This is a genomic window from uncultured Dialister sp. (genome assembly GCF_937959425.1).
Lineage (GTDB): Bacteria > Bacillota > Negativicutes > Veillonellales > Dialisteraceae > Dialister.
Genome location: NZ_CALGPS010000183.1, coordinates 1 through 23,742, shown reverse-complemented (window position 1 = coordinate 23,742; position 23,742 = coordinate 1). Strand labels below are relative to the sequence as shown.

Genomic DNA, 23,742 nt, shown 5'->3' with positions numbered 1-23,742 from the left:
ATCGGGACAGGAGATTTCTCGACTCAGAGTTTCAATGGAATACAGAGACATTTATTCTCATGCCGGCATGCAGCCCCGCTCGAAATGACATATAGGCAGTCAGCTAATCGTCATTTAGTTGGAACGTACATACGAAAAAACTAACCATTTTTACTGAATTCCATCCTCTTCCCGTACTGCAGGAGGTAGTACAGTGCCTTCTCCGCCGCTCCGTAGCGAACGCTTCTTCGAGAGCCGAAGAACTGCTCTTTGTGCACTTCCGTTCCCAAAGGGCCGGCAATACCGATATACACAAGGCCGGCATCCTCTCCCCGTTCCCCTTTGCCCGGGCCGGCGTAGCCGGTGGTGGAAACGGCCATGTCGCTTCCATAAAGGGCGCGGGAGCCTTCTGCCATCTCTTCAGCCACAGGAGCGCTGACAGCAGTGAATTGGTCAAGGTCTTCCTGCTTTACGGAAAGCACCTTTTCCTTTGTTTCATTCCAGTAGGTCACGGCGCTTCCTTTGAAATAGGAGGAGCTGCCGGGGTTGTCAGTCAGGAATTTCCCGATCAGGCCGCCGGTGCAGGATTCCGCCGCGCTCACCGTCATTCCCTCCTTCAGGAGGAACTCATGAAGATCGTGGAGCACATCCCCCTCCAGATGGTAACGGGAAACAGGCATCCTTTTTTCAATTTCACCTGCGGTCTTTTCGATGAGGGCCATGGCTTCTTCTTCATCCGCCCCTTTGGCAGTCACCCTCACCGCCACATAGCCCGGTCTTGCCAGAAGGGCTATGGTGGGATTGGACTGGGCCCGGAGCAGGTCCCCTATCTTTTCTTCAATTTCCGCTTCCGTCATATGGACAGCAGACAGAACGAGGGATCGGATAATACCCTGGGAACCCAGTTTTTCTGTAAGCCAAGGCATGACATGGTTCCTCATCATGGTTTTCATTTCAAAGGGCGGCCCTGGAAGATGGATGAGGATTTTCCCTCCTTTTTCCACTGCCGAACCGCTGGCGGAGCCTGCTTCATTGAAGAAGAGATGGGCCCCTTTCGCAAACCAGGCCTGCCGGTCCAGAGAGGGCAAAAAAGGGCGGTGTTTATCTTCATAATATTTCCGAAGCCGCTTCGATTCTTCTGCCACATGAACATAGGGAAGGTCCATCACAGAAGCTCCCGCCTTTTTCGTAATGTCTCCCAGAGTGGAGCCCAGGCCGCCGGAAGTAATGACAAGGTCCGCCCGGGTAAGAGCGTGGCGGAATGTTTCCTCCATGCGGGAGGGATTATCCCCCACAGTAGTCATATAGGCTACCGTATAACCATGTTCGTTCAGAAAAGATGCCAGCCACTGGGCGTTCTCATTGGCAATCTCCCCAAGGAGAAGCTCGGAACCGGTGGTCACGATTTCAGTAATCATAGATTTCCCCGGAAATTAAATTCTTTCCGCAATGAGATCATAGGCGTAGCCGTCTACGATTTTAACTTTTACAAAATCGCCGGGCTTTAAATCTCCCGGATTGTCAATGTACACATTGCCGTCCACTTCCGGCGCCTGGAAGGCAGTGCGGCCCTTAGCCTGCATATGGCCTTCGCCGTCATCCACCAGTTCTTCCACCAGGACCTCCGTTTCCACACCGATGAGATTTTCGTTATTCTCTTCGGAAATACCGGCCTGGATGGCCATGAGCTCATGGTACCGGTTTTCCTTCACCTCTTCATCAATCTGGTCTGTCATCCGGGCTGCCGGTGTCCCCTCCTGGGGAGAGAACTTGAAAGCCCCCATATCATCAAAACGGACTTCTTTGATGAAATCGCAGAGTTCTTTGAAATCTTCCTCTGTCTCTCCCGGGAAGCCCACCATGAGGGTGGTGCGGATGGTCATGCGGGGAGAAGCGGCACGAAGCTTATGGAGAAGGGTTCTGATGCTTTCAGAAGAATCCCTTCTGTGCATACGCTGGAGCACAGAATCACTGATGTGCTGGAGGGGAATATCCACATATTTGCAGATTTTGTCTTCCGTGAGGATCACATGAAGCAGCTCGTCATCAAAATAGGTGGGATAAAGGTAGAAAAGACGGATCCATTTCACTCCTTCAATCTTCACCAGTTCCCGAAGAAGGGCGGCCAGACTGGTGCCGTTCTTCAAATCCCTGCCGTAGCAGGAAAGATCCTGGGCGATGAGATTGAATTCCCTGGTGCCATTGGCAGCCAGTCTTCTCACTTCATGGACAATGGAAGGAATGGGCCGGCTGTGCATGGGACCCCGTACATAGGGAATGTAGCAGAAGGTGCATCCATTGCTGCAGCCCTCTGCGATTTTCACATAGGCAGAATACTTCGGCGTCAGAGTCTGCCGGGGGATGAGTTCTTCATTGGCACAGGGGGTGGTATCAAAGCTGAATACCTTTTCATCCTTTTCATAGGATTCATTCACCGCATCCAGGATATGCTGCCAGGAATCAGTACCTATGAACACGTCGATTTCAGGGATTTCCTTTGCCAGCGCTTCTTTATACTGCTGGGTGAGGCAGCCGGCGGCCACCAGCTTTTCGCATTTTCCTGTTTTCTTGTATTCCGCCGCTTCCAGAATGGTCTGTACTGACTCTTCCTTGGCAGGGTCGATAAAAGTACAGGTATTAATCATGATAACCTGGGCTTCTGACAGATCCTCTGTCAGCTCATAGCCTGCCTTTTCCATGATGCCTACCATCATTTCCGTGTCCACCAGGTTCTTGGAACATCCCAGGCTGATAAATCCGAGTTTTCTCTTCAACTGTTCGTACCTCCAAAACGTATCTTTTCACCCCATTGGGTAAGCAGATCTTTCCTTCCTTCATCAAAATACATTTTTTCCAGATTCCAGAAAGACAGGGAATGCCCACTGCCGTCCGGTTTCATATTGGAATCATTTACATAAACATAATAATACTGGTTCTCTTCCATTTTATCCTTGTATTCGGAGGAAGTAAGAAGCCAGTTCAGAAGCTTCTCTCCCCTTTCAGGATGGGAAGCATCGGCGGAAATGCCGCCGCCGAAAAGATACCAGGGGGAGCCGTCCTCGGGATACATAATTTCCACCGGCATTTTTTCCTTCCTGCTGCGAATGGCTTCATTCAATCCGGAAATACCGATATCACATTTTCCCATACCCGCCATGCGGGAAGGAGTAGACAGATATTTACCATACTGAACGATCTGGTTCTGAGCCCTGCTTAAAAGGGTAAAGGTATGCTCGATACCGAAATGCTCCGCCAGGCACATAAGCAGATCCTCCGCCATATCGGCGGCAATGAAGTCTGTCATGGAAAGGCGGACGGAACTTCTTGTAAGCACTTCGTCCCAGGTGTAGGAAAAGGCAGGGTGCTTCCTTGCATAGTCTTCATTCACCGCAAAGACCACCGGATCCACCCAAAGGCCTGTCCAGTAGCACTCTTCATCTTTAAAAAGGTTAAGGGCCGTATCGGTCTGGGCAGAGGCATAGGGAACAAGCCTGTTATCCTCCTTCAAATGCATGAGCGTATCCTGGGATGTGATATACAGGTCAGGAGCCGGCAGGTCACTCTGGTTTCCTGCTTTTAAAAGCTGGGATTTAGATTCATATACCACATTCATTTTCAGCCCGCTGTCCATATAAAAAGCATCGCCCAGAGCTTCCAGCATACCATTGGGCATATCCGTATACACCGTCACATATTCTGAGGGATACATTTTCTCCGCCTTTGCCTCCGCCTGCTGGCGAGCAAAGCGCAGGATGCCCCAGAAGGCAAGGGCAGCCATCAGTAAGAATAGAAAAACGGAAGCCAGTCGTTTCATGGAATCACCTCTTGCCAAATTATATCATACCTGTCTCGGGGAAAGAGGCTGCGCAATGCCTCAGCCCAATCCTTCCGGGTCTGCTGTTTTCTTTGGTGACTCCGATGGTCCTCCATTCTTCATGGTCTCGAAAAGCTCCTGGGCTTTCATCTTATCCATCCTGATTTCCCTTGGCTTGGCGCCATCGGCAGGTCCGACGATACCCAGCCGTTCCATGGAGTCCATCAGCCTTCCCGCCCGGGTATAGCCGATACGGAAACGGCGCTGCAGGGCGGATACGGAGGCTCGCTTCGTGTCAAGCACCCATTCCGCCGCTTCTTCCAGAAGATCATCCTGCTCCTCTTCATCCTCGTTCCCCGTTTCTTCTTTCTTATCCGGTACTGAAAGATCGATAGGTTCGTACTTCACCGGTTCCTTTTCCTGCTCAAGGCATTCATTACGGACATAGTCCACCACTGCCTCCACTTCTTCATCGGAAATGAAGGCACCCTGAACACGGACCGTGGTCAGGGCCCCGGCCTGTTTGAAAAGCATATCTCCTTTTCCCAGAAGGGTTTCTGCCCCTCCTTCATCGAGAATGATGCGGGAGTTCAGGGCCGATTCCACCATGAAGGCAATGCGGCTTGGAATATTGGATTTGATGACCCCTGTAATCACGTCGGCAGAAGGTCTCTGGGTAGCCAGAATCAGATGAATACCGGCGGCTCTGGCTTTCTGGGTGAGCCGCTGGATAAGCACTTCCACTTCCTTGGCTGCCACATTCATAAGGTCTGCAAACTCATCTACAATAATGAGAATATAGGGCATTCTCTTGTCCGGATTCTGCTTGTTGTAGCCTTCGATATTTCTCACCTTGGCACCGGCAAAAAGCTGGTAGCGTGCTTCCATTTCCCGCACTGCCCAGTTCAGGGCACCTTCGGCCTTCTTCATGTTGGTAATGACTTCGGTACGAAGATGGGGAATGCCGTTGTATACGGAAAGTTCTACCACCTTCGGATCAATGAGCATGAGCTTCACATCCTCCGGCCGGCTGTGGTAAATGATACTGGTAATAATGGAATTGATGCACACCGATTTACCGGAACCCGTAGAACCTGCTATGAGAAGATGGGGCATTTTTGCCAGATCCGTCACCACCGGTTTGCCTGTAATATCCTTGCCCAGGGCTACCAGAATATGGCCCTTGCCGTTTTTAAATTCACTGCTGTCAAGCACATCCCGTAGAGGCACGGAAGCGGACCGGGAATTAGGAATTTCAATGCCCACCGCTGATTTACCGGGAATAGGTGCTTCGATACGGATATGGGTGGCGGCCAAAGCCATGGCCAGTTCGTTGGAAAGGCCTTCGATCTTGCTCACCCTCACCCCTACTTCCGGCCGCAGTTCAAACCTTGTCACCGTAGGACCCACGCTGGCATGGATAACCTTGGCCATGACGCCGAAGCTTCTCAATGTGGACTCAATTACAGATGCATTCTTTGCCACATCGCTCCGGCTTTCCCCCTTAGCATTATCCGTATGGAGGAGAGTAAGAGGCGGAAATTTATATTCCGGTTTCACAATGGCCGTAATCGGCGGACGAGCAGGAGCGATTTCTTTTTCATCTGCAGTCCTTTCAGGAGAAGGCGCAGTATTTTCTTCTGCCACCGGAGAAGGTTCCTCTGCCGGTTCTACCGGTGTGATTCCTTCCTCTTCTCCTTCTTCCTCTGCTTCCGGGAGGGGAACTTCCGGAGGCAGTTCTTCCCCCGGAGAATCTTCCACTTCCGGAGAATCTTCCACTTCCGTAACAGAAGATCCTTCTGTCACAGGTTCATTGAGAGGAACTTCCTCTTCTGATTCAGCCGGAATCTCCACTGCCTGCTCTTTTGCCTCTTCCGGTTCCTCTGTTTTTTTCTTCTTGAAAATAAATTCCGTAGGTTTATCCTTCAGCTCTTCCAGCCGGGCTGCGGAACGGGCTGCATCCATGGCTGCCTTCTTCTCTCGGATTTTCTGAGCCATGCCTCCCAGCTTTTCACCGGTCTTCGCACTGATTTTCTGGGCTCTGGTCCCCACTTTTTCAGCCCCCCTGGACAGGGACCAGTGGGTCAGAAGAAGGATATCCACCACTGCAAGCCCCAGAAGGAGGATAGTGGTACCGATTTCCCCCAGCACCAGATGGAAGAAGGCTGTCAGTCCTCCCCCCGCCAGGCCGCCGTAGGTAAGGATTTCAGAAATTTCCATTTCTTTTCCAAGAGGCACATAATAATGATGCACCAGGCATAGAAAAAGAATGTAGAGCACAAAAAGCAGAACGTTCCTCCGGCTCATGGCAATGCCCCTTGCTGACAGGGCATACCTCAAGCCGAAAAGGATCAGGAACAAAGCAGAGACCGGAGCCCCAAGGCCGAAGAGAAAATGAATACCATCGCTCACCCATTTCCCCATCATTCCTGTACTCTGGCTGAAAAGGCTGATAAAGGTAAAAATACCAAAGCAGAAGATGATGATGCCTGATATTTCATAACTATTAGATCCATCATTTTTCCGCCGTCTGGCGGTCGTGGTCTTTTTCTTCATACTCTTCAATCACACACTCCTGTTTCTCAGAAAGTTCTGATTCAATAGCCTGCCGTTTTAATCCTGTAAAAGCAGGCTCCATGAATTAATCCGTACTTTCTTTATTTGTCCGTTTTTCCCAGGCCCGGGAAATGGACGCTTCCTCCCCGTTTCTTACAGGCTTGTAATACACATGGCCCCGAAGTTCCTGCGGCAGATACTGCTGATTCACCCAACCGCCGAAATCATGGGGATAAAGGTAGCCGTTTCCATGACCCATTTCATGGGCGCCGCTGTAGTGGGCATCCTTCAGATAGTCGGGGATGGACCAGTCTGCTTTCGTTCTTACTTCTGCCGAAGCGTTGTCAATGCCCATGATAGCACTGTTGCTCTTAGGTGCCAGGCAGATATAAAGAACCGCCTCTGCCAGAGGAATCCGTGCTTCCGGGAATCCCACCATTTCCGCCGCCTGGGCTGCCGCCACTGCCACGGACAGGGCTCTGGGATCCGCCAGTCCCACGTCCTCGGCGGCGCAGATCATAATACGCCTTGAAATAAAGGATGTCTTCTCGCCGCCATGAATCATGCGGGCCAGGTAATGAAGGGCCGCATCGGGGTCGCTCCCCCGCATGCTCTTAATAAAAGCGGACACAATGTCATAATGATAATCGCTGTTCTTATCATATACGGATACATGGTCCCCTGCAACTTCTTTGATTTCCTTTGCCGTGAGGGTCCCCTTCATGGGAAGAAGGGAAGAAGCCTGTTCCAGAAGATTCAAAGCCATGCGGATATCGCCGGAGGCATAGGATGAAATCATGGAAAGCACTTCATCGGAAGCCTGGTATCCATAATTTCCAAGGCCCTTCACCTTATCCGTCAGAGCACGGCGGAGAATCTCAATTTCCGCCTTTTCCGAAAGGGCCTTCAAATGAATGAGCCGCACCCGGGACAGAAGAGGCCGGTTGATTTCGAAATAGGGATTCTCCGTGGTAGCACCGATTAGGATAATGGTGCCGTCCTCCACATAGGGAAGAAGGAGGTCCTGCTGGCCCTTGTTGAAACGGTGAATTTCATCAATAAATACAATGGTCCTTCTGCGGTAATAGGAAAGGTCCTCCTTGGCTTTGGACACCACATCCCTGATATCCTTCGTACCGCTGGCTGTAGCATTGAGTTTCACAAAATGGCTGTGCGTCATCTTTGCAATCACCGAAGCAATGGTTGTCTTACCGCAGCCCGGAGGTCCAAAAAGAAGGATGGAGGGAATGGTATCCTTCTCAATCATACGGTAAAGAAAGGAATTCTTCCCCACCGCTCCTTCCTGCCCCAGAATGTCCTCCAGCCTTTCAGGACGCATGCGGTCCGCCAGAGGCGCATAGGAAACGGTTTTACCATTATCGTAATCAAATAAAGAGTCCATAATCCATGCCTCGCTCAAATACAAATGTTTCCCCTCTATTATCCCATGAATGGGAAGAAAAATCAAACAGATTTTCCGTGTGAAGGGGGGCCGCCTGCGGCGGCCCGGGTTCAGAGGGTTCAAACGGTTCAGAGGGCCCTGGAGGCAATGCGTTTTATTGCCCCCTGCAGCAGCCACAACCGCATGGAGTATCGATTATCTTTCCTCTGCTTACCCTCGTATACCCCTGCGCCACTTCGTGGCCCTCTTCCACTCAAGGGAACGCAGGACGTTACGGAACCTGCCTTTGTGCCATCAGTACTGCATGCCGTACTGCCAGAGCCTTCTTTCTCAGGCCAAAGGCCTGTCGAACCTCAAGTCCTCAGAGCCCGTCACCCCACACGCCGAAGGCGCAGCATGAAGCGGTCCATCAAAAAAGCCGCCAAGAATTCCTTGACGGCTTGATTGTTTAGCGCCCCACCATGTCGTTTTTTGCCGTATTTTGAGTCTGCATAATTGCAGGTGGGTGTTCTTGAGACAAGGTTTCTTGAACAGTCCCCTTACGGGGCATTGACTCACCTCATCAGCGCTGAACTCCCGTTATAAAGGTGTTGGTTCAAAATAAGAAGGCACGACGTGCACAGCAGGGTTTCCTTTACAGATAGTGTAGCAAAAATCCCATCATTTTACAAGGCTGTGACAAAGATTTATGCTTTTTCGAAGAGATCTTTTTCTTTCTTGATATCCACCTTGATGTGAAGTTCCTTGAGCTGCTTGTCTGCTACAGTAGACGGAGCCTGGGTGAGCGGATCGATGGCGCTCTGGGTCTTCGGGAAGGCAATGACATCGCGGATGGAATCCAGGTGGAGCATGAGCATGACGAGACGGTCAAGGCCCAGGGCAATGCCTGCATGGGGCGGAGCACCGTACTTGAATGCATCCAGGAGGAAGCCGAATTTCTGCTCTGCTTCTTCCTGGGAAATGCCGATGGCCTTGAATACCTTTTCCTGCAGGTCTTCCTGGTAGATACGGAGGGAGCCGCCGCCTGCTTCTACGCCGTTCAGTACCATATCATAGGCCTTGGCGTAAACCTTGGAGGGGTCCGTAAGGAGGTACTGTACATCTTCATCACGAGGTGCGGTGAATGGATGGTGTTCAGCTACATAGCGATGTTCTTCTTCGCTGTATTCGAACATGGGGAAATCGGTAACCCAGCGGAAGCAGAATTCGTTGGGGTCGATGAGGTTCATGCGGCGTGCCATTTCCAGACGCAGTTCGCCCAGGGCCTGGGCCACCACCTTCGGCTTGTCGGCGATGATGAGGACAAGGTCGCCCTTTTCAGCTTCGCAGGCTTTTCCGATTTCACGGATTTTATCTTCGCCCAGGAACTTGGTAATCTGGCATTTCAGGCTGCCGTCTTCATTGAAGCCGATCCATGCCAGGCCTTTGGCACCATAGTGGCCTACATAATCTACGAGACCGTCCAGTTCACGGCGGGGAATAGCAGCATCGCCTTTGACATTGATGGCTTTCACTACGCCGCCGTTATCGAGAACGGAACGGAACACCTTGAATCCGGTATCCCGGAGAAGGTCGGAAATATTGTAGAAGTGCATGTCGAAACGGAGATCCGGTTTATCGGAGCCGTAAAGATTCATGGCATCGTCCCATTTGATTCTCTTGAAGGGGATTTCGATGTCCCGGTTCAGCACTTTCTTGAAGACTCTCTGCATCATGTGTTCCATGAGGTCAAGGATGAAATCCTGGTCTTCGAAGGACAGTTCCATATCCAGCTGGGTAAATTCAGGCTGGCGGTCGGCGCGGAGATCTTCATCCCGGAAGCAGCGGGCTACCTGGAAGTATCTTTCCAGACCGGAAACCATGAGGAGCTGTTTGAAGAGCTGCGGGGACTGGGGAAGGGCATAGAACTTGCCTGGGTTCACACGGCTCGGTACCAGATAGTCTCTGGCGCCTTCGGGGGTGCTCTTGGTAAGCATAGGTGTTTCGATTTCAAGGAAATCGTGTTCATCCAGGAATGTCCTCATTTCATGGACAATCTTATGTCTCATGATGAGATGGTTCTGCATTTCCGGACGTCTGAGATCGATATAGCGATATTTCAGGCGGACATTTTCATCTACATCAATGCCGTCTTCCACATAGAATGGCGGAGTCTTGGCCTTGTTCAGGACGCGAAGTTCGGAAACTACTACTTCCACCTTGCCGGTCTTCATCTTCGGGTTCACGGTGTCAGCGCTTCTTTCACGGACTTTGCCTTTTACGGCCAGCACGTATTCGCTTCTTACGCCTTCCGCCTTGTGGAAAGCCTCTTCACCGTACTGGGGGCTTAAAACCAGCTGTACGATACCGCTTCTGTCGCGAAGGTCGATGAAAATCAGACCGCCATGGTCGCGGCGTGTATTCACCCACCCTGCCAGTGTCAGTTCCTTGCCACAGTCGTTTTCTGTTACCTTACCGCATCCGCAGGATCTTCTCATCCCTGCCATTGTTTCCATATTAGAGCACCTCTTTAAAATAATTTATAAAAGAATCAACTCTTACGAGTGATGTTCTTCCTTTGAAATATAACCGGCAACCTCTGCAAAAGGAATGTCCTGCTGGGTTCCGTCAGCCATGTTCTTCACAGCAGCTGCACCCTTTTCCAGTTCGTTGCTTCCGATGATGACGGTGAACTGGGAATCCAGCTTCCCTGCCTGTTTCATCTGCCCTTTAAGGCTTCTGCCCTGGAGGTCCATATCTGTCAGGATACCAAGACCCCGGAGTTCTTCCTGAATTCTAAATCCTTCCGCCACTGCGTCTTCCCCAAGGGCTGCAATATAGACCCTCTTCTGGGATTTAGGAGCAGGAATGAGGTTCTGCATTTCCAGAGCCAGGAGGAGCCGTTCCAGACCGATGGCAAAGCCGATGCCCGGTGTAGAGGGGCCTCCGATTTCCTCTACCAGTCCGTCATACCTTCCGCCGCCGCATACGGCACTCTGGGCGCCCAAAGGCGGATACTGGATTTCAAAGGCCGTATTGGTATAGTAATCAAGACCTCTTACCAGCCGTGGGTCCACGGTATAGGAAATGCCAAGGCTGTCAAGATAATGTTTCACTGCCTCAAACTTTGCATGGCAGTCATCACAGAGATAATCCGTAATTTCCGGAGCGCCGATGGATGCCTTTTTGCATCCTTCCTCTTTGCAGTCCAGAATGCGGAGAGGATTCTTGTAAAGCCTTTCCCTGCAGTCGTCGCAGAGCTGGTCCTTCTTCCCTTCAAAAAATTCGATGAGTTTCTGACGGTAAGCAGGACGGCAGTTCTTATCACCAATGGAATTCAGGTGGAGATCCAGATCCTTCAGCCCCAGCTTGTGGAAAATTTCACAGGCCATGGCAATAACTTCCGCATCAGCCAGAGGGGAAGATGCGCCAAGCACTTCCAGGCCGAACTGATGAAATTCCCTGTACCTCCCGGCCTGGGGACGGTCATAGCGGAACATGGAGCCAATGTAGAACATCTTATGTACCTGCTGATCGCCGTACATTTTATGTTCCAGATAGGCTCTTACCGCAGAAGCCGTATTTTCCGGACGAAGAGTCACCGAGCGGTTTCCCCTGTCCGTAAATGTATACATTTCCTTCGTTACCACATCGGTAGTATCGCCGATTCCACGCTGGAAAAGCTCGGTGGCTTCAATAATAGGAGTCCGGATTTCCTTGTATCCGTACCGGGCGCATACATCCCGGATTACTCCTTCCATATAATCCCACTTGTACACTTCTTCAGGCAGAATATCATGGGTTCCTTTTAATGCCTGCATAACGACACCTCTTTATTTTTGCAGAACTACCTGCAAAGGCATTCTTTCGGAAAGAGGCTTTCCTCTTTCCGTTTACACTAACAAATTAAATTGTACCATCTTACGGGGTATGTTGGCAAATTGAAATTGGACGGAGCCTTTGGCGTAAAGGTTCTTACGATGGACAGCAGCCTGCAGCGGCTCAAGGTTCTCGGGTTTGACGGGGCCTTTGGGGCCAAGGGTTGCGGCGGCCGCTCTGCAGCTGTATGTCCCTCACAGATTCTGGTTTTTCTTTGCGCAGTCCTTGCAGTACCCGTAGAATTTCAGCTGGTAGTCTACGATATTGAAGCCGTTTTCCTTTTTGATTTTATCCTTCACTTCGTTGAGAAAATCATAGGAAAATTCTGTCACCTTTCCGCAGCCCAGGCAGATGAGATGGTGATGGGAGTGGGAAAGGTTATGATCATTTAATTCATAGCGGCTTCTGCCGTCGCCGAAGTCCAGCTTTTTCAGCAGTTCCAAATGGGTGAAAAGTTCCAGGGAACGGTACACGGTTGCCAGGCCTATATCCGGATTTTCGTCCCGCACCATTTCATACACATCTTCGGCACTCATATGGTTTTCCTTGCTGTCCAGGAAAGCCTGCAGAATAATCTGCCGCTGGGTGGTAAATTTATACTTATGTTCCCTGATTTTCTTTTTCAGGGTATTCATGACCGTTGATTTTTTCATATTTCGCATAGTCCCTCCATCACCGTACTCGTTTATATCTGTCATAGAACCACATATGTCTCAGGAGAATCTGCAGCACTGCCACCAGGGGTACTGCAATCATCATGCCAAGGACGCCGAAAATCTTGCCGCCGATGAGGACACCGGCAATAATGGCCACAGGGTGCACATTGATAATGCTGCCCATCAGCTTGGGCATGACGAAATGACCGTCTACCTGCTGCACGATGATGTAGAAAACAATAACCTGCAGCATGACAGTGGTTCCCTGGAGAAGGCCCAGAAGCACCGGCGGAATGGCGCCGATAATCGGCCCGATTAAAGGAATCATTTCCACAATGCCTGCCAGAAGGCCGATAACCAGTGGATAAGGAATATTCAAAGTCCACATGCCGATGAAAACCACCACCGCCATCAAGGTGGAAAGAAGCAGCTGGCCCCGAATATAGGCATTCAGCACGAAATGGATTTCCCTGAAAAGCTGTTCCAGATGGTTATGGAAACGTTCGGGGAAAATATGGATGAATGCATTGACGAAGTACCCGCCCTTTTTCATCATGTAGAAGGTAATGAAGGGAACCACAATGAGTTCCACCACCGTACTGGCAAAAGTGAAAATGGCGGAAAGGCTGAAGGACGCGATTTTCAGTGTATATTCACCGATATCCTGAAGGATGCGGGCCAGAAGGGACTTGGCTTCCGGCGGCATAAGGGAGAGCTGGTACTGCTTTTCCAGCTCCGGAATGGCCTGCTGCACCGCTGCCAGCATGCCCGGTACGCTTTTAATGAATTCCTGAAATTCAGAAATGAAAGGTACAAAAATATGGACTGCAATGAGATAAATCACTGCAATGAAAAGAGCAAAGGAAAAGAGGATGGCCATATCATAGGGAAACTTTTTCCATCCCATTTTCTGCGCCTGTCCGTACACCGCATGGGCCACGGGATTTAAAAGGGTGGTAATAATCAAAGATACCACGAAAGGGAAGAGAACCGACGGCGCTGCGATAATCACCGCTGCGAAAGCAGCCGCAATGGCTGTACGCAGCCAGAATTCAACGCCCCATTTCATAGGATGCCTCCGGTGAGAAAGGGATTGCTTCTCTTTTCTTCCCCGATGGTGGTTTGATTTCCATGGCCGGAAAGGACCACCGTGCTGTCAGGCAGGGCAAAAAGGTTCTTCCTGATGCTGCCGGTAAGTTCTTTCATGCTGCCGCCGGGAAAATCGGTACGGCCGATGGAGCCCTGGAAGAGGGAGTCTCCTGTAAAGACGATGCCTTCTTTCCTTAAATAGAAGGAAATCCCGCCGGGAGTATGGCCGGCTGTGTCAATGACACGGAATGTGTACCCGCAGGTTTCGATTTCATCTCCATCCTTTACCCACACATCGGCGTCATCCACCAGGGTGGGCACAGGAAACATGGAAGACAGATTTCTTTCTGCATCCCGCAGGAAGGGCCGGTCCCTTTTATCCATGTACATCTTGGCATCTGGAAAAGCTCGTCTCAGCTCATTCATGCCGGCCATATGATCCACATGGGCATGGGTGAGGAAAATGGACTCAAGATGAATTTTCTTGTCCTGAATGGCCTTGATATAATGGTCCGGCGTAAAGGAAGGATCCACCACCAGCCCCTCCATGGTTTCCTCATTATACAGGATGTAGGTATTTGTCATAAATGGTCCAAGGACCATGTACATAATCTTCATCATGCATCTCCATTAAAAATTCTTTTCACTGTCCAGAAGGATGGTAACAGGTCCATCGTTTTCAAGGGCCACCTTCATATAGGTGCGGAACACGCCGGTACCTACGGTGACCCCTTCTTTTTCGCATTTTTCCACCACTTTGCGGTACAATGCATCCGCCTTATCCGGTGCTTCAGCTTCCGTAAAGCTGGGCCGCCTGCCATGGCGTGCATCGCCGTAGAGGGTGAACTGGGACACAATGGACAGCTCCCCCTTGATATCCAGCAGGGAAAGGTTTAATTTTCCCGCTTCATCTTCAAAAATGCGAAGGTGCAGGATTTTGTCGGCAATATAGTCCGCATCCTTTTCCGTATCCCCCTTCTTGACGCCAAGAAGGACAGAAAGGCCTTTCCCGATGGAGGAAACTTCTTTTCCCTCCGAATCCACTCTGCACCAGTTACAGCGCTGTACAACTGCTCTCATTTTCCATCTCCCTGCATTGAATGCATGCGTCTCACAGAATGAACGCCCTTGATTCTTCTGATTTTCGTCATAATAAAGTCCAGCTGCTGCAGATCCTTGATCTGGATGCCCAGATGCATGACTGCCATGCCGTTGTTTTCCACCTTTACATTGGCTGTGGACACGGAAAGTTTCATCTCCGTCAAAGCGGCCAGTATATCCGCCATGAGGCCTGTCCGGTCATAGCTGATGACTTCGATGGTCACAAGGAACATGCTGCTGGTCTGTTCCTCCCAGGATACATCGATCATGCGGTCCTTATCCGGGAAATTAATGGCATTGGGACAGTCTGCCCGATGAACCGACACGCCGCGGCCTCTGGTTACAAATCCTACGATATCGTCACCGGGCACCGGGTTGCAGCACTTGGACAGGTGCACCACCAGCCCCTCTTCCCCTTTTACCAGAATGCCGCTGTTGGAACGGGTCTTCACGCTCCTCATCTTCAGGTTTTCCAGAGCCTTGGCCGTCTTCTGGGCCGTAGGCTTCTGGGCGTTCAGCTCCCGCTTGTAAAGCTCCGTCAGTTTCAGCATGACACTCTTCACGGCCACACCGCCGAATCCCACGGACGCCAGCATGTCATCTACGCTCATGTTGTTAAAGGTTTTAGCCACCTGGGCCAGCCGGTCCTTGGCAATGAGCTTTTTCCACTCATAGCCCAGACGGTCAGCCTCCTGGATGAGCACTTCCTGGCCTCTGGAAATATTTTCGCTGCGATTTTCCTTCTTGAACCAGCTCCTGATTTTGGCTTTGGAATCGGCGGCGCCTACCATATTGATCCAGTCATAGCTGGGCTTCCCTGTTTTGGAAGTAATAATGGAAACGATATCGCCGTTCTTCAGCTTCGTATCCAGCGGTACGATTTTATTATTCACCTTGGCCCCTACACACCGGTTTCCTACCTCCGTATGGATGCGGTAGGCGAAATCGATGGGAATGGAACCCTTCGGCAGATTAATCACATCCCCCTTAGGCGTAAATACGAAGACTTCGTCGGAGAAAACATCCAGTTTCAGGGCATTCATGAATTCCTTGGGATTGCTTGTATCCTGCCATTCCAGAATGCGTCGGAGCCAGCTGATTTTCGCGTCAAAATCCTTGGACCCTGCCTGCTTTCCTTCCTTGTACCGCCAGTGGGCTGCCACGCCGTATTCGGAAATATGGTGCATTTCCCAGGTACGGATCTGGATTTCTACGGGCTGTCCCTTCGTACCGATGACAGTGGTATGAAGAGACTGGTACATATTGGGCTTCGGTACTGCGATATAATCTTTGAAACGGTTGGGCAGCGGCTTCCACAGGGAATGGGCGATGCCCAGCACCGCATAGCACTGGGGAATGGTATCTACAATGACCCGCACTGCATAAAGGTCATAAATCTGGGACAGATCCTTATTGTCCCTTTTCATCTTTTTATAAATACTGTAGAAATGCTTGGGCCGTCCTGTAATAGTAGCCTTAATGCCCGCTTCCTCGATGTGGTCGTGAAGCACCCGCATGGTATCATTGACGATTTCCTCCCGGGCCTTCCGCTTCTGCTTCATCTGCCGTACCAGGTCATAATATTCATCGGGATGGAGATAGTGGAAACAGAGATCCTCCAGTTCCCACTTGATATTGTAAATACCGAGGCGATGAGCCAGAGGCGCATAGATTTCAATGGTTTCCTTGGCGATGCGCTGCTGCTTTTCCCGCCGGAAAACACCAAGAGTCCGCATATTGTGAAGCCGGTCCGCCAGCTTGATGACAACCACCCGGATATCCTTGGCCATGGCCAGGAACATTTTACGGAAATTTTCCAGCTGCTGGTCTTCCTTATCCTTGTAGTGGAACTGGGACAGCTTCGTCACCCCGTCCACCAGGAAAGCCACTTCCTCACCGAACATCATCTTGATATCTTCCAGCGTATATTCCGTATCTTCCACCACATCGTGAAGAAGGGCAGCAATAATACCCTGGGCATCCATTTCCAGTTCCGCCAGAATATAGGCCACTGCCAGTGGATGAATGATATAAGGTTCGCCGGTAGCCCGCACCTGGGCGGCATGAGCCTTGCTGGCCAGTTCATAGGCCTCTTCAATGGCCTCCAGACTCTTTGGATTCTTGATATAGGTTCTTACCTTATCCATGAGGCGCTTGTATTCCTCTTCCTTTTCGCCGCCCCAGTCTTTTTTCTGTTTCTGCTTCTCTACGTACTCTTCCTGATGAATCAGGAATTCAGCGAGGGTAGAGGCAGAGGCATCGGTATGAATCGTTTCCTCATTCAGATTCTGGTTGAATACACCTGCCAGATTGGTAGCCTTCACCGGCCCCTCTGCCAGCTCCTCATCCTCTATCATTTTCTTTTTATCCATGGTTTCATCCATTTCGTCCACCTCCCTGAATCCTGTGCTTTCTATATATGGAAGAGTTTAATAAATTCAGCTTGCCGCCGATGATTCGCTTCTGGTAGAAATCCTCCCCGTTCCGGCTGAACCGGGACAGGATGACCAGCTCTTCAAAGACTGCCAGCGCCATGCCCAGCCGGACTGGCTCGAAATTATATTTCTTTCCCATGAGGTAGTGCACCTCCCGCACCGGCTTGGCCATATTGCGGAGAATAGCGGAAAGCTTCCTGTACACATCGGCCAGATAATCCCTGTCCAGAAGACGCATATCCTCCTCACGGATATCTTTACCGATAAGCTGTACATGTTCACCGTACCACTCATGCACCTCCGGCTCGAAGACCATATCCACCACATCCCCTGCCTGGCAGGGATTCTCTTCCCCTACGCCCCAGAAAATGGCGTCTACCAGACTGTCCTTCCCGGACAGCTGACACTTGAAATGGCGGCCGTCAGCCCCCATATGGCGGGCCGTTTCCACAAAGGCGCCTCTGATAGAAAAGAGAGGTTTCGGATTATCCGCGCCGCAGGGTTCCAGAAGATCAAGGGAATGAATGAAATCAAGACTGATATCATCCATGGAAAGCTCCTCCTCCACATCCAGCACCGGAATACAGTCCTCCTCTGTAAGCACCTCTGACGCATATTCGTTCATACGGCGCCTGAACTCCGGAATCTTATCCTCTGCAATGGAAAAGCCTGCTGCCATCTTGTGACCGCCGAACTGGAGCAGAATATCCGACTGACGGGAAAGAGCCTCATAAATATTGAAAGCAGGAATGCTTCGGCAGGACCCCTTCCCCACACCGTCACGGACAGTAATGACGAAAACCGGACGATGATAGAACTCCAAAATGCGGGAAGCCACTATACCGATAACCCCGGGATGCCAGTCCTTCCCGTCCACCACAAGGGCCATATCCTTTTCTATGCCAAGCTCTGCTATCCGCTCCTTTGCCTGGTCAAAAATAGTACGCTCAATCTGCTGGCGGGTCATATTGATTTCACAAAGCCTTTCCGCCAGCTTTTCCGCCTCCTCCGCCGACGAAGTGGTCATAAGACGCACCCCCTCCGACGCATGGGCTATGCGGCCCGCTGCATTCAGCCTTGGCGCCAGGCCGAAGGACACCTGGTCCGCCCTGGTGACGGCAGTGGTATCATCATGAACAATGCCCGCCGCCTTCAAAAGCGCTGCCAGCCCCTTGATGGGGGTGCGGACGAACCGTTTCATCCCCTCCTTTACAAGAATCCGGTTCTCCCCGGTAAGAGAAACCACATCCGCAATGGTACCAAGGGCTGCCAGCTCCACCGTACCGTCATAATCCCTGCCAAAGCGCTTCAGATAAAGCCCCCGGCAGAGCGTGTAAGCCACGCCGCAGCCTGCCAGCTCTTTGTAGGGATAGGGGCAGTCCGCCTGATGAGGATTCAACACAGCCACACAGGAAGGCAGCACCGCCGGCGGCGTATGATGATCTGTGACGATGATGTCAAGGCCCTTTGGCGCTTTGGAAATCAAATCTGCAGAACTGATACCGCAGTCCACCGTAATAAGAAGGCTGTATCCCTCCCCTGCCAGCTTTTCCAGAGCCGCCCGGTTCAGGCCATACCCCTCCTTCTCCCGCTGGGGAATATAATAACCTGCGTCGGCAGAAAGGGACGAAAGACAGCGCATCATAATGGACGTGGATGTAATACCGTCCACATCATAGTCTCCATACACCACGATTTTTTCGTGGCCCTCTATGGCCCGTAAAATACGATCCACCGCCCTGTCCATGCCCTTCATAAGGAATGGATCCGAAAGACAGCTTAAATCGTCATAGAGGAAATGGGACAGCTTCTCCTCGCTGTCAATCCCCCGGTGCATCAGGATCCGCCCCAGCCCCCGGGGTATATGATAGGAAGAAAAGAAAGCAGGCACCGCCTCTTCCCCCGTCCCGTCGATTTTAATATTCCACTTGTAGTTCTGTTTGTCTGTATTCATAAAAAGTCCTCAATTCTCATTACTTATTTTCCTGTTTATTTTATCACCTTTTATTCGTATTCTCAATGACTACCGTATATTATCATTCTCAATAAAAGGTCGAGATTGGGGACTGGAGATTGGGGACTGGGGACTGGGGACTGGAGACTGGAGACTGGGGAGCCTGCCTTTTTACTCTTGCGGCCACAACTTTTGTCCCCTTTGAACCTTCACGTTCACCAGGGCGTCCCCATAAAAAAATCCCCGGAGCTCCACGCTCCGGGGAAGAAGTCTTTATTCCCAAGCTTCTTTCATAATATTTTTATATTCAGAATTCAGGTGATCCACCACCACATCCAGTACTACACGGACGATTTCAGGATCAAAGCTGTCATTGGTGCTGGGCAGGCAGCAGTCCAGGAAAATGGAACCGTCATCTGCAGCTACATACTTGAATACCTTGTAGCTTCTGTTCAGGGAGTTCAGATATTCGAGGAATTTAGCCTTATTTCCTTCCTTTACCAGCTGGCTTCCTACCTGCACACGGATAATGGTATAAATGGTGTTGTCCGTAATAATGCCCATGGGAATGGTCTGGCCTTCCACTTTGATATTGGACTGGAAAACCACCGTGTCCGCTTCATCATGAACTTCATTCTTATTGAAGAAATTCATATTATTCTTCTGGATATACGCTTCAAACTTCTTCGCTTTCAGATTGACTCTTTTTTCTTCTGCCATCAGATTCACCTTCCATTAGAAATATGGTTATTGCCTTTCTTTATTCTACCCTGCCTTGCCATTTATTTCCACATTGATTATGATAATTTTAGAAAAAAACATCCTTTTAAGAAACGAGGAAATATGACAGACAGAGAATATATGCTCCTTGCCCTGGAAGAAGCAGAAAAAGCAGGGGCTGAAGGGGAAATCCCTATAGGCGCCATACTGGTGTACAAAGACCTCATCATCGCCTCTGCCCACAATGAAAAAGAACATACAAACGACCCCACCGCCCATGCGGAAATCACAGCCATCCGAAAAGGCGCCGCCTTCCTCAAAAGGTGGCGTTTGACTGGCGCCTCCCTTTATGTTACCATAGAGCCGTGTCCGATGTGTGCCGGCGCCCTTTTGAATGCAAGAGTATCAAGGCTCATCTACGGTGCCCCCAATCCCCAGTATGGAGCTGTAGACTCAAGATTCCATCTCACCTCCTCTTCTGTGCTGAACCACACCATGGAAGTCACCTCCGGCATCTGCAAAGAAAAATGCCAGACATTGATGGATGAATTCTTCGCCCGTCGGCGCTCACAATTTCATATGGAGCAGTATCGAAGTGGTCATAACGAGGCGGACTCGAAATCCGTTAGCCCTTCGGGGCCCGTGGGTTCGAATCCCACCTGCTCCGCCAAAAGCAAAGCACCCTGAGGGGTGCTTTTTATTATACGGAAAAAAGCTCTCTTCAAAGGATCCCACGCAAAAAGACAGAAAAGCCTATCAGGGGGAGTATCCAGGTAAGTTCAACCAGTAGATACGGCGTACGCGCCTTGGCCCTCCTACATACGTAGGTGCTGCTCGATACTTGTCGCTAAAGAGAGGAAAGTCCTGCGATCGCTCTTCCTTATTGCTTTTCTGTCTTCTGTTTTCTTGCTTCCTTCTGTTTTCCCGGGCTTTCAGAAGCGGAAGGATGAAAAGTGGAATTCCCTGATGTCTCCCCTCTCCCCTGCCCTCCTCTCTACCGCGGATGTGGAAGAGAGCATTTAGGAAATCAGATTCATCATCTCATGAGGCCTTTTCATCCCTCTGATACTAATATCGCAGAAGGTTCGATTTTTATACCCCCTGGAGAGAAAAAATTTTGAAATTTTTAAGGCCATAATCCTATAGTCGAAAGCAGTCAGCTTTTAGCAGTTAGCAGCCAGCTCAGATAATGCCAGGCTCATTGAGTGTCATATGCAAGAATAGCATTGTGGTGAATTAGCCGCCTCCGGCGGCTTCTCCCCCTTTGGTGCCTTACGGCACCACCTTTCCCCCGCAAAAGCGGGGGCACAATAAAGCTCCACGAATCATGGCTGAAGCATGGCTGCCATAGTTTGCTCTACGCTAAGCACGAGTTGTTTTACCCCCGCCTGCAGAGGTAAGGTGGTGGCACCAGCCACCAAAGGGGGTGCCGCATTTCCATCGGGCGTCAGCCCGGTTGTATGGTTTTCCCTCACCCGTAAGGACAGTTGTAAAGGTTTTATATAAACTGGCGCCCTTCATTATTTAAGGGCGCCCACCGTTCCCTTTGAACCTCTGAACCAGCCCGCTTTTAGCGGGCCGAACCATCTGAACCTTCAAGCCCGCAGGGCGCGTCCATAAAAGGCGCCCACCAAAGCCGATAGCCGGCAGCCTCATTCTGCAGTACAATCTCCGCTGCAGTCGAAATGACGAAGGCAGAGATTACGTTTTCCATCAGAGAAAAGAATAAAAAAGCAGCCCCTCCATAGAGCTGCTTTTTCAACCACAAAGAAACCCGGTCTTCCCATCCCCTATGCCCAATGAGTTCGGTGTTTGCATGGTCTACGGCCGCTTCTGTGTTATGACACGACGGCGCGCGCCAGGCAGGATTCTCCCGTCATTTCTGCCGTGATAGATGAGGAAGTTCCGGATTTCCTTATGTTTTTTCTTAACCTTTCCGGCCGGGTAAGGTAAGGGAGAAAGGCGGTACCCTGCCTGCTTTCCGTCACTCCATAGAATCATTTCTTATGCGCATCTTGGAAACATATGGTGTGATTTCCGGTAGAACCGCGGGCCTTTCAGGTCCCTCTACTATATAAATAACGGGAGATCCTTATTTTTGAAAAGAGGAGGAAAAATTTCAAAAGATTTTTTTATTTGGCGGATTTTCCACGCCCCTGTTTTCATTCTTCCATGTTCTGAAATATAAATTCCATCTGTCAGCCAAGGAGAAATCAAAATGCCAAAGTACTGATTTTCTTTTCAAAATCATTTCCCCGTCATTTTTCTCACATGATATAATAATACAAATTACTCATTTCTCAATTCACGGGGAGGTAACACCATTGATTTTTCATAAAAAGATTTGTCTTCTTGCTCTGGCTGCAGGTCTTTCTGTCTTTGTCAGTACGGCTGAGGCAAAGACCATCCTGCTTGTGCCCCAGGATGACCGGCCTGTCAGTCTTGATTATACGGTTTCCACTGCCGAAAGGGCGGGCTATACTATACTGACACCGCCCAGGGCGTATCTGTCAGGGAAGAATTTCCGGGGCAGTCCTGACCAGATATGGCGCTGGGTGCAGCAGAATATGGCGCGGGCCGATGCGGCGGTGATTTCCACGGATTCACTGATTTACGGCGGCCTTGTGGATTCCAGAAAACATAATGAGTCTCTTAATACCCTCATGACCCGGGAAAATAAAATCAAGGCTCTCCACTCCCAGTACCCTAAAACCCCCATTTATGCCTTCGGCACCATCATGCGCACGCCCTATGCTTCCGGCAGCGGCGTGGAGCCCTATTATTATACCAAGTACGGCAATGATTTGTACCGCCTGTCGGGACTGCAGGACAAGATGGACGCAGGAAAACTTTCCAACGATGAAGCAGCGGAAATGCTTTCTCTGAAGCTTTCCATTCCTTCTGAATATCTGCAGGACTGGTTCAAGCGGCGTACGAAGAACAACACCATCAACCGCATGCTCATCAAGGATACGAAGAGCGGCGTTTTCACCTATTTCTGCGAAGGTCATGATGATAACAGCAAGAACTCCCAGTCCGCTCTTGAGGCCCGCTATCTGGCAGTAGACGCAAAGAGCCTCCCCCCTTCCCGATACGGTTCTTTCCCCGGCGCAGACCAGCTGGCACTCCTTCTCATCGCCCGCTACCACAATGACAGCAATCATCAAAAACCATCCTTCACGGTGATTTACCCCCTGGGACGGGCGGAAAATACGATTCCCAGCTATGAAAACCAGCCCATCGGGAAGACCATCAGCGAGCACATCGAAGCAGTGGGCGGCACTATGGCGGGAAAGAATATTCCCGACATCGTGCTGGCTGTGAATACCCCTATTTCCTCCACCGGCGAATCGGGGCAGTTCAGCAATTTCGGCATGCTGAAGCAGAGTACCACCGATTTCATGAATGAAGTGAAAAATGTGGTAGACCGGGGCATTCCCGTTTCCATGGTGGACGTGTACTTTGCCAACGGCTCCGACAACACGCTCATGAACCTTATGGTAAAGGACGACCTGCTTTATAAAGTAGCCGCCTATAACGGCTGGAACACGGCGTCCAACACCATCGGCTACGCCATCGCCCAGGCGGTGCTCTCGCCGGACATGTCGGAAGAGGACCATAAGAATATGCTCACGGAGCAGTATATCGACAACTGGGCCTACCAGGCCAATGTACGGAAGAACATCGCCCGCATGACGGAAAAGGAAACAAACAATATGGTACCCACCCCTGCCATCAAAGAGGAAATGATAGCAGAAATCCAGGAATTTGCTAAAAAGAAAATGGGCCTGAATCCCGCTACCGTGTCTGCAGACTTCCCATGGAACCGTCTCTTTGAAATCAACGCCCTTGTCTCCTCCAAGCCCAGATACACCGTGTACCAGACCCGAGCAGAGAAACAGCGCATAGCCGAAGAAAAAGCAGCGGCTGAAGCAAAGGCCAAAGCAGAAGCCGAGGCTAAAGCCAAGGCAGCGGGAAAAGCCCCCGTTCCTGCTTCCTCTTCCGATGATGGAAATGAAGGGGATATTTCTACCATTGTGATTAATAAATAAAGGGACGCATCACGGCCCCGGGTTCAGAGGGGGATGTATTTCCTTCGCGCTGCAGGCGCGGTTTGCCTGTTTCCTAGATTCCCGGATTACATAACAAGGGTTCATGGAAGATAATGGCTTAGATTA

At 50.6% G+C, this 23,742-nt stretch carries 15 protein-coding genes, 1 tRNA gene, 1 other RNA gene and 1 pseudogene; 3 read left to right on the top strand and 15 right to left on the bottom strand.

Annotation, left to right across the window (positions count from 1 at the left end):
- Positions 1-140: 140 nt before the first annotated feature.
- The 15 genes from Q0482_RS07465 to Q0482_RS07395 form a co-directional block, all read right to left on the bottom strand.
- Complete coding sequence (locus Q0482_RS07465; RefSeq protein ID WP_299145134.1) at positions 141-1,397, bottom strand: competence/damage-inducible protein A; 1,257 nt, start codon at positions 1,395-1,397, stop codon at positions 141-143.
- A gap of 15 nt (positions 1,398-1,412) precedes the next feature.
- On the bottom strand, positions 1,413-2,753 hold the full coding sequence (gene rimO, locus Q0482_RS07460; protein ID WP_299145132.1) for a 30S ribosomal protein S12 methylthiotransferase RimO: 1,341 nt from the start codon (positions 2,751-2,753) through the stop codon (positions 1,413-1,415).
- Complete coding sequence (locus Q0482_RS07455) at positions 2,750-3,793, bottom strand: extracellular solute-binding protein (RefSeq protein ID WP_299145130.1); 1,044 nt, start codon at positions 3,791-3,793, stop codon at positions 2,750-2,752. The genes rimO and Q0482_RS07455 overlap by 4 nt, the downstream gene beginning before the upstream one ends.
- 60 nt (positions 3,794-3,853) lie before the next feature.
- Positions 3,854-6,349 (bottom strand): DNA translocase FtsK, encoded by a 2,496-nt coding sequence (locus Q0482_RS07450; RefSeq protein ID WP_299145128.1) that lies wholly within the window; start codon positions 6,347-6,349, stop codon positions 3,854-3,856.
- A gap of 85 nt (positions 6,350-6,434) precedes the next feature.
- Positions 6,435-7,751, bottom strand: coding sequence for a replication-associated recombination protein A (locus Q0482_RS07445; RefSeq protein WP_299145125.1), 1,317 nt, complete (start codon positions 7,749-7,751; stop codon positions 6,435-6,437).
- Positions 7,752-8,200: 449 nt separating this feature from the next.
- Positions 8,201-8,383, bottom strand: a non-coding RNA gene (gene ssrS / locus Q0482_RS07440) — 6S RNA.
- Between the two features lie 54 nt (positions 8,384-8,437).
- Positions 8,438-10,246 carry an aspartate--tRNA ligase gene (gene aspS / locus Q0482_RS07435; protein WP_299145123.1) on the bottom strand — a complete coding sequence of 603 codons (1,809 nt, stop codon included), beginning with the start codon at positions 10,244-10,246 and terminating at the stop codon, positions 8,438-8,440.
- Between the two features lie 42 nt (positions 10,247-10,288).
- Complete coding sequence (gene hisS / locus Q0482_RS07430) at positions 10,289-11,551, bottom strand: histidine--tRNA ligase (RefSeq protein ID WP_299145121.1); 1,263 nt, start codon at positions 11,549-11,551, stop codon at positions 10,289-10,291.
- A gap of 252 nt (positions 11,552-11,803) precedes the next feature.
- Positions 11,804-12,271 (bottom strand): Fur family transcriptional regulator, encoded by a 468-nt coding sequence (locus Q0482_RS07425; protein WP_299145119.1) that lies wholly within the window; start codon positions 12,269-12,271, stop codon positions 11,804-11,806.
- A 10-nt stretch (positions 12,272-12,281) separates the two neighbouring features.
- Positions 12,282-13,334 (bottom strand): AI-2E family transporter, encoded by a 1,053-nt coding sequence (locus Q0482_RS07420; protein WP_299145117.1) that lies wholly within the window; start codon positions 13,332-13,334, stop codon positions 12,282-12,284.
- Positions 13,331-13,975: an MBL fold metallo-hydrolase gene (locus Q0482_RS07415; protein ID WP_299145115.1), complete on the bottom strand. Its 645-nt coding sequence runs from the start codon at positions 13,973-13,975 to the stop codon at positions 13,331-13,333. The genes Q0482_RS07420 and Q0482_RS07415 overlap by 4 nt, the downstream gene beginning before the upstream one ends.
- 9 nt (positions 13,976-13,984) lie before the next feature.
- Positions 13,985-14,434, bottom strand: a complete 450-nt coding sequence (gene dtd, locus Q0482_RS07410; protein ID WP_299145113.1) for a D-aminoacyl-tRNA deacylase — start codon at positions 14,432-14,434, stop codon at positions 13,985-13,987.
- Positions 14,431-16,602 carry a bifunctional (p)ppGpp synthetase/guanosine-3',5'-bis(diphosphate) 3'-pyrophosphohydrolase gene (locus tag Q0482_RS07405; RefSeq protein WP_299145178.1) on the bottom strand — a complete coding sequence of 724 codons (2,172 nt, stop codon included), beginning with the start codon at positions 16,600-16,602 and terminating at the stop codon, positions 14,431-14,433. Before Q0482_RS07405 ends, dtd begins: the two co-directional genes overlap by 4 nt.
- A gap of 229 nt (positions 16,603-16,831) precedes the next feature.
- Entirely contained in the window at positions 16,832-18,844 is a 2,013-nt protein-coding gene (gene recJ / locus Q0482_RS07400) for a single-stranded-DNA-specific exonuclease RecJ (protein WP_299145111.1), read from the bottom strand.
- Positions 18,845-19,117: 273 nt separating this feature from the next.
- Positions 19,118-19,564, bottom strand: a complete 447-nt coding sequence (locus Q0482_RS07395) for a histidine kinase (RefSeq protein WP_299145109.1) — start codon at positions 19,562-19,564, stop codon at positions 19,118-19,120.
- Here Q0482_RS07395 and Q0482_RS07390 point away from each other — a divergent pair.
- The 3 genes and pseudogenes from Q0482_RS07390 to Q0482_RS07380 form a co-directional block, all read left to right on the top strand.
- Positions 19,469-20,134 (top strand): annotated as a pseudogene (locus Q0482_RS07390) (nucleoside deaminase); the annotation flags it as partial. The gene Q0482_RS07395 and the pseudogene Q0482_RS07390 sit on opposite strands and share 96 nt — an antisense overlap.
- An 11-nt stretch (positions 20,135-20,145) precedes the next feature.
- Positions 20,146-20,234, top strand: a tRNA-Ser gene (locus Q0482_RS07385).
- 1,654 nt (positions 20,235-21,888) lie between these two features.
- Complete coding sequence (locus Q0482_RS07380) at positions 21,889-23,616, top strand: DUF4127 family protein (protein WP_299145108.1); 1,728 nt, start codon at positions 21,889-21,891, stop codon at positions 23,614-23,616.
- Positions 23,617-23,742: the final 126 nt, after the last annotated feature.

What these genes read in the sequence shown, in the direction of transcription:
- Q0482_RS07465 (WP_299145134.1), bottom strand. Translation starts at nt 1,397, where the DNA reads ATGATTACTGAAATCGTGACCACCGGTTCCGAGCTTCTCCTTGGGGAG.
- Q0482_RS07455 (WP_299145130.1), bottom strand. Translation starts at nt 3,793, where the DNA reads ATGAAACGACTGGCTTCCGTTTTTCTATTCTTACTGATGGCTGCCCTT.
- Q0482_RS07450 (WP_299145128.1), bottom strand. Translation starts at nt 6,349, where the DNA reads ATGAAGAAAAAGACCACGACCGCCAGACGGCGGAAAAATGATGGATCT.
- Q0482_RS07445 (WP_299145125.1), bottom strand. Translation starts at nt 7,751, where the DNA reads ATGGACTCTTTATTTGATTACGATAATGGTAAAACCGTTTCCTATGCG.
- aspS (WP_299145123.1), bottom strand. Translation starts at nt 10,246, where the DNA reads ATGGAAACAATGGCAGGGATGAGAAGATCCTGCGGATGCGGTAAGGTA.
- hisS (WP_299145121.1), bottom strand. Translation starts at nt 11,551, where the DNA reads ATGCAGGCATTAAAAGGAACCCATGATATTCTGCCTGAAGAAGTGTAC.
- Q0482_RS07425 (WP_299145119.1), bottom strand. Translation starts at nt 12,271, where the DNA reads ATGCGAAATATGAAAAAATCAACGGTCATGAATACCCTGAAAAAGAAA.
- Q0482_RS07420 (WP_299145117.1), bottom strand. Translation starts at nt 13,334, where the DNA reads ATGAAATGGGGCGTTGAATTCTGGCTGCGTACAGCCATTGCGGCTGCT.
- Q0482_RS07415 (WP_299145115.1), bottom strand. Translation starts at nt 13,975, where the DNA reads ATGATGAAGATTATGTACATGGTCCTTGGACCATTTATGACAAATACC.
- dtd (WP_299145113.1), bottom strand. Translation starts at nt 14,434, where the DNA reads ATGAGAGCAGTTGTACAGCGCTGTAACTGGTGCAGAGTGGATTCGGAG.
- Q0482_RS07405 (WP_299145178.1), bottom strand. Translation starts at nt 16,602, where the DNA reads ATGGATAAGGTAAGAACCTATATCAAGAATCCAAAGAGTCTGGAGGCC.
- recJ (WP_299145111.1), bottom strand. Translation starts at nt 18,844, where the DNA reads ATGAATACAGACAAACAGAACTACAAGTGGAATATTAAAATCGACGGG.
- Q0482_RS07395 (WP_299145109.1), bottom strand. Translation starts at nt 19,564, where the DNA reads ATGGCAGAAGAAAAAAGAGTCAATCTGAAAGCGAAGAAGTTTGAAGCG.